Here is a 13,252-nt window from a genome sequence, read left to right on the forward strand (position 1 = left end):
GTTCAGGCTCCCGCGGGGCTGGATGTGTTGTCATGGGCATCGCCTGCGCCACTGCCGAGGTAGGCTTCGATGACCTTGGGGTCAGCTTGCACCTGGGCTGGCTTGCCTTCGGCGATCTTCTGGCCGAAGTCGAGCACGGTGACGGTATCGCAGATCGACATGACCACGTCCATGTGGTGTTCGATCAGGATGATGGTGATGCCGGCTTCGCGGATCTTGCGGATGATGGCAATGAGCTCCTTGATGTCGGGCGCGGTCAGGCCGGCGGCCGGCTCGTCCAGCAGCAACAGGCTCGGGTTCAGCCCCAGGGCACGACCGATTTCCAGCAGGCGCTGCTTGCCGTAAGGCAGGTTGCGTGCCTCTTCGTTGGCCAGGTTGGCCAGACCGACGAACTCAAGGATGGCAGCCGCACGCTCGCGGGCAGCCTGCTCTTCCCGCACGTAACGCGGCGTATTGACCATCACATCGACCACGTTGCTGTTGAACGTGTGATGCAAGCCAACCAGCACGTTTTCGGTGGCAGTCATTTCGCCGAACAGTTGCACGTTCTGGAAAGTCCGCGCCACGCCACCCAGGGCAATGGTCGAGGGCGTATTGCCGGAGATCTGGCGACCGTCGTATTCCACCGCACCATCGGTAGGACGATAGATGCCGGTGAGCACGTTCATCATCGTGCTCTTGCCGGAACCATTGGGGCCGATCAGGCCATGCACGGTCCCCTTGCGCACATCCAGGTCCACGCGGTTGAGCGCCTTCAGACCACCGAATTGCATCAGGATCTGGTTGACCTTCAGCAGGGTTGCACCTTCATCCTTGACCGAGTCGGTCGTGATGACGGCGCGCTCCTTGTCACCGGCAATCTGCTGCGCCACCGGCACATGCCTGGTCAAGACACGGCCGAACAGGCTACGACAGAAGCCGACGATGCCATCCTGCAGGTAGTACACGACGAACAGGGTCATCAAACCGAAGATGGTCAGACGCCAGTCGGTGATGTTTTCCAGCTTGTAGGAGAAGGCCGCCATGGCAATGGTCGCCACCACCGGCACGGCCACGCCGCGCAGGGTCTTGGTCTTCTTGGCCAGCTGCACACCTGCGCCGACCACCACGATGACCGCAAGCACGGTCGCGATCTGACGGAACAGCGCGATATCCGACAACAGGCTGGGCAGCATCACCACGATCAGCGCGCCGATGAGCGAGCCGATGCGCGACTTGCGTCCACCCATGATCACTGCCAGCAGGAACAGGATGGTCAGTTCGAAGTTGTAGGTATTGGGTGAGATGTACTCCTCCGAATACGCATACAACGCGCCCGACAGGCCCGCCAGCGCGGCACTGATGATGAAGGCATAGACCTTGTAGCGATACACCGAGACACCCATGCAGTCCGAGGCAATCGGGCTATCACGCAATGCCTGGAAAGCACGACCGAGATTGGACTTGAGAATGCGGTGCACCACGATCATGGACAGCACCATCAGGATCGCCACCAGATAGAAGAACTGCACTTCGCTCATCTTCTCGCCGCCGATCATGGGCTTCTGCAGCTTGATGCCCAGCGGACCTTCGGTGAGGAAGGTCATCTCGTTGATCAGGATCTGGATGATGGTGCCGAATGCCAGCGTGACCATGGCCAGGTAAGGACCGGTCACGCGCAAGGCCGGTAGCGCCAGGATGGCACCGAACACGGCCGTTACCGCGATGGCGGCAGGAATGGTCACGAAGATGGGCATGCCAAGCTTGAAGAACAGCACGCCGGCCGCATAGGAACCAATGCCGAACAGGCCGGCATGACCCAGCGAGACCTGGCCGGTGTAGCCGACCACGATGTCCAGCCCGAACAGCAGGATGGCATAGATGAGGATGGTTTCGATCAGGTGCAGGTAATACGGGTTGTGCACCACCATGGGGATGCCGCCCAGCGCGACAATGCCCAGCAAGGACAGCAGCAGGATTTTCTTGTTCATCGCTTCAGACCTTCTTGATCGCAGTTTTGCCGAACAGGCCTGCAGGTTTGACAGCCAGTACCAGCAACAGCAGTACCAGTCCCGGAACTTCCTTGTAGCCGGTCGAGATGTAGAAGCCGGTCACGGTCTCGGCCACGCCCAGGATCAGGCCGCCGACGATGGCGCCCATGCCCGAGGTCAGGCCGCCGATGATGGCCACCGCAAACGCCTTCAGACCCAGTGCCGCCCCCATGGTGGCTCCGGTCAAGGTCAGCGGGGCCACCAGCACGCCGGCAAAGGCCGCCGTGGCCGAGGACAGCGCATAGGAGAACGTGATCACCATGCTGGTGTTGATGCCCATCAGGCCGGCAGCGTCACGGTCATTGGAAGTCGCCACCACGGCCTTACCGTAGATGGACTTGCGGTTGAACAATTCGACCGCCGCCATGATCAGCAAGGCGCCGATCACCACCAGCACCTGCATGGGCTGCACATTGGCGCCCATGATCTGGAACGGCGTGCCGGAGATCGGCGAAGGGAACGGCAAGTCGTCCTTGCCCCAGATGTTTTCGGCCACGTTCTTGAAGATGATGGCCAGTGCGATGGTGGACATGATCCAGCCGAATTCGGACTTGATCTTGATGGCCGGCCGCACGCCGATCCATTCGACGAACATGCCTTGCAGTGCGCCGAACACCAGCACGATGGGGATCATCAGCCAATAGTTGAGATAAGGTCCGCCGTGGATATTGCCCACGACCGACAGGCCCACCAGCGCGCCCAGCATCAGGGCTTCACCCTGACCGAAATTGAGCGTGCCGGACGTGGCGAAGGTCAGTTGGTAACCGAAGGCGATCACGGCGTAGATCATGCCGAGCGCGATCCCGGAGAAGACCAGTTGTAAGAGGATGTCCATTGTATTTCCCAAGAAGCGGCTACCGCCGGGTGGCGGCGTAGAGCTGCGACGACGCCGCGGCACCGCCAGGGCGGACCGTTAGGAAATCGTCAACAGATCGTGTGAAAAAGGCCAGCCCCCGGATCGCAAGGACTGGCCTCTTCGACTACTGTGCGTGAAGCAAGTCGAGTCTTATTTGCCGAGGATGACGCGGCCGTTCTTGACCTCGCCCATCACGACCATGCCCGGCTTGATGGCTTCGTGATCGTCGTGAGTGAACGGCTTGTCGTAGGTGGTGACCACGCCTTCGACCTTGGTGTTCAGGTTTTCCAGGGCTGCACGGACCTTGTCACCGTCGGTGGTGCCAGCCTGCTTGATGGCAGCGGCCAGCAGCAGGATGGAGTCGTAGCCTTGGGCAGCCGAGACAGCCGAGGGCATGCGGTCAACCTTGTAAGCCTTCTGGTAAGCCTCGATGAAGGCCTTGCGCTTGGGAGTGGTGCCGTCCTGGATGAAGGTCTGCGGCATACGGGCGCCATTGCCGTTCTTGCCGGAGTTGTCGATGAAGTTACCCATGGACAGCGGCCAGCTGCCGATGATAGGCACGTGCCAGTTCAGCTTTTCCATGCCATTGGCGATCTGCGCCAGTTCGGGGCCGATGCCGTAGGTCAGCACCGCCTGGGCGCCGCCCTGCTTGGACTTGAGCAGCTGAGCCGTCATGTCCACGTCCTTGATGTTGTACTTTTCGACGGCCACCGGAGTGACCTTCTTGTCGGAGAGGACTTTTTCCAGGTCTTCACGACCAAGCTGACCATAGTTGGTGGAGTCGGCCAGGATGGCGACCTTGGTCAGCTTCTGCTTGTCGACGGCTTCGTCGGCGATCATCTTGGCCTGGATCTTGTCGGCAGCCGAGGTGCGGAAGACGTAATTGTCCTTCTCCTTCTCGAACTGCTTGGTGATCACGGTGCCGGTGGCCACGTTGTTGATCACGGGGATCTTGGCTTCCTGGTAGAAGCGTTGCGAGGCCAGGGCCACGCCGGTGTTAATGAATCCGACGGTGGCGACCACCTTTTCCTTGTTGATCAGCTCCTGGGCGATCTGCACGCCGCGCTCGTTCTTGGCTTCATCATCGCGTTCGACCAGCTGAATCTGGCGACCCAGCAGGCCACCAGCGGCGTTGATCTCGGCCACGGCCAGCTTCACGCCGTCGCGCATGGAGACGCCCATCGGAGCGGAACCACCAGTGTACGGACCAGAAACACCGATCTTGATCGGATCAGCTGCCTGCGACGACATTGCGAGCGTCATCAGGGCGGCAGCAACAACGGCTTGGGTCTTGTATGTCATGTCATCCTCCAGAATGTAATTGTTGGCTAGCACATCGGTGACGGGCGTAGCACTTTTTGAACCCGCTCCGTGTGAAACGAATTCTCCGCTCCCCTCGCTCTTTGGCGATTCCTTGCGGGAGTGTCGGGGCGATTCTGTCGCAGTTTCCTTGCGCCAAACTTACAAGCTTGTCAGGAGCTGTCGCAGCTTGTCAGGCATCGCAGTGGACTTTTCTTTTTTGAAATCAACCCAGACTATTTTTGCGGCACCGTCAGCATAAATGATCTGTTCATCGTCGGCGTCGCGGATGACATACGTAGTTTCCACACTCGTGCGTCCCAGCTGGCCACCCAGCATGTGCACCTCGATGGTGGCTGGATACTTCATCTGGCGCCGGAAATTGCAGTGCGCATTGACGATCACCGGTCCTTCCTCGCCCGCGATGGTGGGGCCGAAGACCTCTTCCAGCCACTCGATGCGGCATTGCTCCATGAAGCGAAAGTAGACGGTATTGTTGACGTGACCGAACGCATCCATGTCGCCCCAGCGAATGCTCTGGCGGGAAACGAAAAGAGGTTTCGCTACGGTGCTTTCCTGACTGCTCATTGGTGATCCTTTACGGTTTGATTCATCGATGACTGAAATATTTTTCATGCGGGCGGGCCGTTCTCGTCGCTTTTCTGACTCAGCAGATTCTTCTTGAACCCCTGTTTTCCGCTTCATTCCGGATTCAACCGCAGACTCTCTGCGCCACCCTTGGCACAGATTTCAGCGGGAACATAAGCGCGAGTTATAGCCAGATGCCAAACCGGTATGAGTCTCGCCGGCAAAATCCCATAAAATACGCGGCATTCTGGAACAACTCAGACCGGCGCAATGGCCGCCGTGAAACGCTGTTCACCGCGCATTGTTTCAGACCTGCGCGCAGGAAGGCGAAGAAATTCGACGAATTACCGCCGGCCCTCTAGCGTTTCATCGAAAAATACTTAACAATAGCACGATCGTTCGAAAAACAGGCAGTTCACATAACACGGGACACCCATGACTTCTTCTCAAGACTTGCTCGCACAATACGGCCCTCGCGAATCCATGGAATACGACGTGGTCATCGTCGGCGGCGGTCCAGCCGGGCTGTCGGCAGCGATCCGCCTCAAGCAACTGGCCACCCGGCAACATCGCGAGGTCTCGGTCTGCGTGCTGGAAAAAGGCAGCGAAGTCGGCGCCCATATCCTCTCAGGCGCCGTGATGGACCCGCGTGCGCTGAGCGAGCTGATCCCAGACTGGAAGGAGCAAGGCGCGCCGCTGGACACGCCGGTGACCGAAGACCGCTTCCTCTTCCTCTCGGTCGACAAGGCCTACAAGACGCCGAACTGGCTGCTCCCGGCCTGCTTCCAGAACCATGGTAATTATGTGATTTCGCTCTCCAACGTCACGCGCTGGCTGGGCCAGCAGGCCGAAGCGCTGGGCGTGGAAATCTTCCCGGGCTTCCCCGCTGCCGAAGTGCTCTACCACGAGGATGGCTCAGTCAAGGGCGTAGCCACCGGCAACATGGGCATCAACAAGGAGGGCGAACCCGGCCCGGAATTCCAGCTGGGTATGGAACTGCACGCCAAATACACCTTCTTCGCCGAAGGTGCGCGCGGCCACCTGGGCAAGCAATTGATCGCGAAATACAAGCTGGATGCCGGCCGCGATCCGCAGACCTATGCCATCGGCATCAAGGAACTGTGGGAAGTGAAGCCGGAAGTGCACCAGCCCGGTCTGGTGGTCCACACCGCCGGCTGGCCGCTCTCCAATGACACCTACGGAGGTTCCTTCCTCTATCACCTGGACAACAACCAGGTGGCCGTCGGCTACGTGGTCGGCCTGGCTTACCAGAATCCCTACCTGTCGCCGTTCGAGGAATTCCAGCGCTACAAGACCCATCCGGAAATCCGCAAGTTCTTCGAAGGCGGCAAGCGCCTCTCCTACGGCGCCCGCGCGATCACTGCCGGCGGCGTGCAATCCTTGCCCAAGCTGGTGTTCCCCGGTGGTGCGCTGCTGGGTTGCGATGCCGGTTTCCTCAATGCCTCACGCATCAAGGGCAGCCATGCGGCGATCAAGAGCGGCATGCTGGCAGCGGATGCGGCATTCAATGCCCTGGGTGAGAATCGCCAGTCGGACGAGCTGTCGGCCTACCCGGCCGCTTTCGAGGCCTCCTGGCTGAAGGAAGAACTGCACAAGGCCCGCAACTTCAAGCCCTCGATGAGCAAGGGCCTGGTGGCCGGCACGCTGCTGGTGGGCATCGATCAGGTACTGTTCGGTGGCAAGGCCCCCTGGACCCTGCGCCACACGCATGCCGACCACGAATGCCTGCGCCCGCCCGCCGACTTTGCGCCGATCGCCTATCCCAAGCCGGATGGCAAGCTGACCTTCGATCGCCTGTCATCGGTCTTCATCTCCAATACCAACCATGGTGAAGACCAGCCCGCGCACCTGACGCTGAAGGACAAGGCCGTGCCGGTCCAGATCAACCTGGCCAAGTACGCCGGCCCGGAAGCACGCTACTGCCCGGCAGGTGTCTATGAATTCGTCAAGAACGAAGACAACACCGACCGCCTTCAGATCAACGCCCAGAACTGCGTGCACTGCAAGACCTGCGATATCAAGGACCCGACCCAGAACATCGTCTGGGTCACGCCTGAAGGCGGCGGCGGGCCGAACTACTCGGGCATGTAAGCACCCTGCCCCATCAGGACAAATGCCGCATCCTCGGATGCGGCTTTTTGCATGTTGCCGTCGTCAGACGCCAGCCGGGCGTTGCGGCGGCGTCCAGCTACCGTTGACGATCTTCTCCAGCCAGAACAGCCCGATGACAGTCTTGACGTCGGTAATCTGGCCGTTGCGCACCTGTTCCAGCAAATCGGCAAGCGGCGCCTTGTAGACATCCAGGAACTCGCCCTCATCCAGCTCGCGCTCCCCTTCCTTCAGTCCACGTGCCAGGTAGAGCACCAGATGTTCGTCAGAATAGGCGATGGCATTGTGAATGGTGCAGACGTACTGCCACTCGGTAGCCGTATAGCCGGTCTCTTCCTTGAGCTCGCGCTTGGCACACTCCAGCGTATCTTCGCCCGGATCGATCTTCCCCGCCGGCACCTCGATGAAGACGCGATCCAGCGGATAACGGAACTGGCGCTCCATCAGCACGCTGCCGTCGTCGAACAAGGGCAGCACCGTCACGGCGCCGGGATGCTTGATGTATTCGCGCGTGCTTTCCTTGCCATCGGGCAGCACGATGGTGTCCTTCTGAACCTTGAGGAAATGACCTTCGTAGACCCGGTGGCTGTCTTTCTGCGTCTCTTTGAGATGGGCGTCCATGATGTGAGCGTGGTGTGAAAGTGGTGGAATGAAATGGGGATTGGCTGCCGGACGAGGATGGCGGCTCCGATGTAAAAAAGGCGCCGATCCAGGATCGGCGCCTCTTGCTGGCAGGTTCAGGCGTGCTGCTTGCGCAGGTAGCGCATCACGTAACCGGGATAGGCCAATACCAGGAACAGACAGCCGGTGATGGCATAGAATTCCCAGCCCTGCGAAAAGACGTTGCCGATACCCGCTTCCAGGAAATGTGCCACGACGCCCACGCCGAAATACAGCACCAGCAGTTCAATCAGCCGCACCCAGACCGGCTTGACCCAGGCGGCGTCGCGCTTGAGCGGGATGAGGCCGAACAATTGCTGGTTGAAGAAAGGCAAATTGGCCGCGAAGGCGGCCAACAGGATCACGATCCAGCTGAACAGGGAAACGTTCATTTCCCTGCTTCCTTACGCAACGACCTTGCTGAGGAAGGTCGCCAGCGTGCTGACGATGGCATTGGTGCAGGCATCCATCAGGTGACCCGGCCACAGGCCGATGGCCAGGGCAGCGATACCGTTCAAGCTCAGCACCACGCGCATTTCCGGTGTGGCGACGATCTTGGCGGTATCGGTCGGCTCATCGAAGTACATGACCTTGACCACACGGATGTAGTAGAAGGCACCGATCAGCGAGAAGATCACGGCCAGCACCGGCAGCCAGATCTGGCCGGTGGCCATGGCGGCCTGCAGCACGGACAGCTTGGCATAGAAGCCCACCAGCGGAGGAATACCGGCCAGCGAGAACATCATGATCATCATCACGGCAGCAAACCAGGGGCTGCGCTGGTTCAGACCCTTGAAGTCTTCCAGGGTGTCGGCCTCGAAACCGGAGCGCGACAGCAGGATGATCACGCCGAAGGAACCGAGCGTGGTAATCACATAGGTCACCGCATAGAACAGCGACGAGCTGTAGGCGTTCACGGCCGAGAACAGGTTGCCATCGACCACGCCGGACATCATGCCCAACAGCATGAAGCCCATGTGCGAAATGGTCGAGTAGGCCAGCATGCGCTTGATGTTGGTCTGCGCGATGGCGGTGACGTTACCCAGGATGATGGACAGCACGGCCAGCACCATCAGCATCTGTTGCCAGTCCACGGCCAGCGGCAGCATGCCTTCGACCAGCAGACGGAAGGTGATGGCGAAAGTGGCCAGCTTGGGAGCGGCACCCAGCAGCAGGGTCACGGGAGTCGGCGAACCCTGGTAGACGTCCGGCACCCACATGTGGAAGGGAACGGCACCCAGCTTGAAGGCCAGGCCAGCCACCACGAACACGATGCCGAACACCAGCGGAGTACGGTCAACGGTACCGGAGACGATGGCACGGAACACTTCGTTCAATTCCAGCGCGCCACCGGTCGCACCATACAGCATGGACATGCCGTACAGCAGGAAGCCGGAAGCCAGCGCGCCCAGGATGAAATACTTCATGCCGGCTTCGGTGGAAGCGGCGTGGTCACGACGCAGGGCCACCAGCGCGTACAGCGACAGCGACATCAGTTCCAGGCCCAGGTAGATGGACAGGAAGCTGTTGCCGGAAATCATGACCATCTGGCCCAGCAGGGCAAACAGCGCCAGGGCGTAGTATTCGCCGCCCAGCATGCCACCGGTGATGCCGCGCGCAGTGTTGTACTGGCGCGAGTAGATCAGCGTCACACCCACACCCAGGTAGGTGAACAGCTTCAACAGATTGGCCAGCGGATCGGACACGAACATGTTGTTGAACGTGTAGACCGTCGCGCCGCTGTTGAGATCAACAAAGGTCAATACCGCGCACACCACCAGCGCCGCCAGGGACAGAAGATAGGTGATGACGCGCTTGCTTTCCGGCAGGAACATATCGATCAGCAGGATCGCGGAAGTCGCGATCAGCAGAAATATTTCCGGATAGACAGGGATCAGATTCATGTTATTCATTTAGTTACTACCGCTTGTGTTCGCCCGCTTGTGTCGCGACTTCCGGTCGCGCCGCCCGACCGGCAATGTCACACCGGCTCGTCTCGTTACTCGTTGTTGCCCAGCTTTCTGGCTGGCGGGACGCAAGCGCCCCGCCCTTCACATCTTTGTTGCGCAGATCAGTTGATCTTGGAGACCGCCACGTGCTTCAACAGGTCGGTCACCGAAGTCTGGATGCTGTCGGTGATGATGCCGGGATAGATACCCATGACCAGGGTAGCGATGGCCAGCAGACCCAGGATGAAGAACTCGCGGGCATTCACATCGACCAGCTCGGCCACGTGGTGGTTGGTCACGGCGCCGAAGATGACGCGCTTGGCCAGCCACAGCGAGTAGGCCGCACCCAGGATCAGGGCGGTGGCCGCCAGCAGGCCGATCCAGAAGTTGAACTTCACAGCACCCAGAATCACCATGAATTCGCCGACGAAACCGGAGGTGGCCGGCAGGCCGCAGTTGGCCAGCGAGAACAGGATGAAGAAGAAGGCGAAGCGCGGCATCTTGTTGACCACACCACCGTACTGCGAAATCTCGCGGGTATGCATCTGGTCGTACAGCACGCCGATACACATGAACATGGCGCCGGAGACGAAACCGTGCGAGATCATCTGCACGATGCCGCCCTGCACTGCCATGTCGTTGAACATGAAGAAGCCCAGGGTGACGAAGCCCATGTGGGCGATCGACGAATAGGCCACCAGTTTCTTCATGTCCTGCTGCACCAGTGCCACCAGACCGATGTAGATCACGGCCACCAGCGACAGGAAGATCATGAAGCCGGACAGCGCATGGCTGGCGTCAGGCAGGATCGGCAGCGAGAAGCGCAGGAAACCGTAGGCGCCCAGCTTCAGCATGATCGCCGCCAGCACGATGGAGCCGCCAGTCGGCGCCTGCACGTGGGCATCCGGCAGCCAGGTGTGCACCGGCCACATCGGTACCTTCACGGCGAAGGCGGCCAGGAAGGCGAAGAACAGGATCTTCTGCTCCAGCATCGACAGTGGCACCTGATGCCAGGTCGGGATCTCGAAGCTGCCACCGGACACGTAGTACAGGTAGATCAGCGCGATCAGCATCAGGAGCGAACCCAGCAGCGTGTACAGGAACAGCTTGAAGGCTGCATACACGCGGTTGTCACCGCCCCAGACGCCCACGATGATGAACATCGGGATCAGGGTCGCTTCGAAGAAGGCATAGAACAGCATCGCATCCAGCGACGAGAAGACGCCGACCATGATGCCCGAGAGGATCAGGAAGGCGCCCATGTACTGAGCGACACGCTTCTGGATCACCACCCAGCCGGCCAGCACCACGATGACCGTGATGAAGGCGGTCAGCGGTACGAACCACAGCGAGATGCCGTCCAGTCCGAGGAAGTAGCTGATGTTGAAGCGGTCGATCCAGGGCGTCTTTTCGACGAACTGGTAACCGTGCGCCAGCGGATCGAAATGCTGGATCAGAGGGAAAGTAACGACCAGGCCGACCAGCGAACCGAACAGCGCCAGCCAGCGGCTGAGCGCCGGATTGCTGTCGCGGCCCAGTGCCAGGACGAGGATGCCGAAGACGATCGGTACCCAGATCGCAAGGCTCAAGATGGGAAATGTTGACTGCATCATGGTTGTTATTTACTCGGACAGCTTATTTGGCGAACGGGAACGGCATGAACCACACCAGGAAACCCAGCACCCCGATGATCATCACGAATGCATAGTGATAGATGTAACCGGACTGCCAGAGACGCGTGAATTTCGAGAACCAGCCAACAACCTTGGCGCTGCCGTTGACGAACAGGCCGTCGATCAGGCCACGGTCGCCCACGGTGGACAGGCCGCTACCCAGCAGGCGGGCACCGCCAGCGAAGACGACTTCGTTGAACTTGTCCATGTAGTACTTGTTGTCCAGGATGGTGTAGATGATGCTGAACTTTTCCTTGAACCAGGCCGGAACGCGCGGATTGATCATGTAGCAGTAGTAGGCCACGACCACACCTGCAATGGCCAGCCACAGCGGCGCACTGGTGAAGGCATGCAGCACCATGGCCACCGGACCGTGGTATTCGTGGGCCAGCTCTTCCATGACCTTGTGGTTTTCACCGAAGAAGATCACGCCCTTGAAGAAATCGCCATACAGCATCGGCGAGATCGCGAAGAAACCGACGATGACCGAGGGGATGGCCAGCAGGATCAGCGGCAGGGTCACCACCAGCGGCGACTCGTGCGGCTTCTGTCCAGGAGCCAGACCATGGTGATGTTCATCGTGGCCATGATCGTCATGGGCATCATGCGCGTGGTCGTCGTGCACGCCGTGGGCGGCAGCCGGTGCGTGATGCTCGTCATGTGCATGGGCCTGGCCGAAACGTTCCTTGCCATGGAAGACCATGAAGTACATGCGGAACGAGTAGAAGGCGGTCACGAACACGCTGGCCAGCACGGCGAAATAGGCGAAGCCCGAACCCGGCAGGTGCGACTCGGCTGCGGCTTCGATGATCGAATCCTTGGAGTAGAAGCCGGAGAAGAACGGAGTACCGATCAGGGCCAGCGAACCCAGCAGCGAGGTGATCCAGGTGATGGGCATGTACTTGCGCAGGCCGCCCATGTTGCGCATGTCCTGATCGTGGTGCATGCCGATGATGACCGAGCCCGCACCCAGGAACAGCAGCGCCTTGAAGAAGGCGTGGGTCATCAGGTGGAACACGGCCACCGAGTAGGCCGACGCACCCAGTGCGACAGTCATGTAACCCAGCTGCGACAGCGTGGAGTAAGCCACGACGCGCTTGATGTCATTCTGCATGGTGCCCAGGAAGCCCATGAACAGCGCCGTGATGGCTCCGATCACGAGGATGAAGGACAGTGCGGTATCGGACAGTTCGAACAGCGGCGACATGCGGGTCACCATGAAGATACCGGCCGTCACCATGGTCGCAGCGTGAATCAGCGCGGAAATCGGGGTCGGACCTTCCATCGAGTCAGGCAGCCAGACGTGCAGCGGGAACTGCGCCGATTTACCCATCGCACCCACGAACAGGCAGATGCAGGCCACGGTCAGCAGCATCCAGTCGGTACCCGGCAAGGTCAGCGTAGCCAGTTCCGCACGCTTGGCGAAGACTTCGGTGTAGTTCATCGAACCGGCGTAGGCCAGCAGCAGGCCGATACCCAGGATGAAGCCGAAGTCACCGACACGGTTGACCAGGAAGGCCTTCATGTTGGCCTTGATGGCGGTCGGACGGGTGTACCAGAAACCGATCAGCAGGTAGGACACCAGACCCACCGCTTCCCAACCGAAGAACAGTTGCAGGAAGTTGTTGCTCATGACCAGCATGAGCATGGAGAAGGTGAACAGCGAGATGTAGGAGAAGAAGCGGTTGTAGCCCTCATCCTCGGCCATGTAGCCGATGGTGTAGATGTGGACCATCAGGGACACGAAGGTCACCACGCACATCATCATCGCGGTCAGGCTGTCGACCATGAAGCCGATCTCCAGCTTGAGACCTGCCACCGTCATCCAGTTGTACAGCGTACCGTTGTAGGTGGCGCCATCCAGCACTGCGAGCAGGGTCTGGATCGAGATGATGGCGGCGATCAGCACGCCAAGGATGGTCACGGTGTGCGACACCTTGCGGCCAACCACGTTGCCGAAGAATTTGGTACCCAGCAGACCGGCGATGGCCGAGCCTGCCAGCGGCGCCAGGGGTACAGCAAGAAGAAGATGTGGGTTAAGTTGCCCAGCCATGATGAACCTTATCG

Annotated in this window: 10 protein-coding genes; 1 reads left to right on the plus strand and 9 read right to left on the minus strand. The window is 59.9% G+C overall.

All coding sequences use genetic code 11. The annotated features are described in order from the left end of the window. Positions 1–2 precede the first annotated feature (2 nt). The 4 genes from ACEOAC_RS16365 to ACEOAC_RS16380 form a co-directional block, all read right to left on the minus strand. Positions 3–1,970: an ABC transporter permease subunit gene (locus tag ACEOAC_RS16365; protein ID WP_241813466.1), complete on the minus strand. Its 1,968-nt coding sequence runs from the start codon at positions 1,968–1,970 to the stop codon at positions 3–5. 4 nt (positions 1,971–1,974) lie between these two features. Further along, a complete protein-coding gene (locus ACEOAC_RS16370) occupies positions 1,975–2,865 on the minus strand; it encodes a branched-chain amino acid ABC transporter permease (RefSeq protein WP_006465413.1) in 891 nt (296 codons plus the stop codon). 171 nt (positions 2,866–3,036) lie between these two features. Next, positions 3,037–4,188, minus strand: a complete 1,152-nt coding sequence (locus tag ACEOAC_RS16375) for an ABC transporter substrate-binding protein (RefSeq protein ID WP_413444937.1) — start codon at positions 4,186–4,188, stop codon at positions 3,037–3,039. Between the two features lie 159 nt (positions 4,189–4,347). Further along, complete coding sequence (locus tag ACEOAC_RS16380) at positions 4,348–4,773, minus strand: acyl-CoA thioesterase (protein ID WP_241813470.1); 426 nt, start codon at positions 4,771–4,773, stop codon at positions 4,348–4,350. 435 nt (positions 4,774–5,208) lie between these two features. Between ACEOAC_RS16380 and ACEOAC_RS16385 the strand changes: the two genes are divergently transcribed. Further along, complete coding sequence (locus tag ACEOAC_RS16385; protein ID WP_413628455.1) at positions 5,209–6,885, plus strand: 4Fe-4S dicluster domain-containing protein; 1,677 nt, start codon at positions 5,209–5,211, stop codon at positions 6,883–6,885. A 63-nt stretch (positions 6,886–6,948) separates the two neighbouring features. Here ACEOAC_RS16385 and ACEOAC_RS16390 read toward each other — a convergent pair whose 3' ends face one another. From ACEOAC_RS16390 to nuoL, 5 genes are all read right to left on the minus strand, one after another. Then, positions 6,949–7,524, minus strand: coding sequence for an NUDIX domain-containing protein (locus ACEOAC_RS16390; protein ID WP_006712954.1), 576 nt, complete (start codon positions 7,522–7,524; stop codon positions 6,949–6,951). 116 nt (positions 7,525–7,640) lie between these two features. Further along, a complete protein-coding gene (locus tag ACEOAC_RS16395) occupies positions 7,641–7,955 on the minus strand; it encodes a DUF2818 family protein (RefSeq protein ID WP_006712953.1) in 315 nt (104 codons plus the stop codon). Between the two features lie 12 nt (positions 7,956–7,967). Then, positions 7,968–9,476: an NADH-quinone oxidoreductase subunit NuoN gene (gene nuoN / locus ACEOAC_RS16400; RefSeq protein WP_039876426.1), complete on the minus strand. Its 1,509-nt coding sequence runs from the start codon at positions 9,474–9,476 to the stop codon at positions 7,968–7,970. A 158-nt stretch (positions 9,477–9,634) separates the two neighbouring features. Next, positions 9,635–11,125, minus strand: coding sequence for an NADH-quinone oxidoreductase subunit M (locus ACEOAC_RS16405; protein WP_077235637.1), 1,491 nt, complete (start codon positions 11,123–11,125; stop codon positions 9,635–9,637). Positions 11,126–11,147: 22 nt separating this feature from the next. Continuing rightward, complete coding sequence (nuoL, locus tag ACEOAC_RS16410) at positions 11,148–13,238, minus strand: NADH-quinone oxidoreductase subunit L (protein WP_413443468.1); 2,091 nt, start codon at positions 13,236–13,238, stop codon at positions 11,148–11,150. Between the last annotated feature and the right edge of the window lie 14 nt (positions 13,239–13,252).

The sequence above is a fragment of the Herbaspirillum frisingense genome (assembly GCF_047325095.1).
Taxonomy (GTDB): Bacteria; Pseudomonadota; Gammaproteobacteria; order Burkholderiales; family Burkholderiaceae_D; genus Herbaspirillum; species Herbaspirillum frisingense.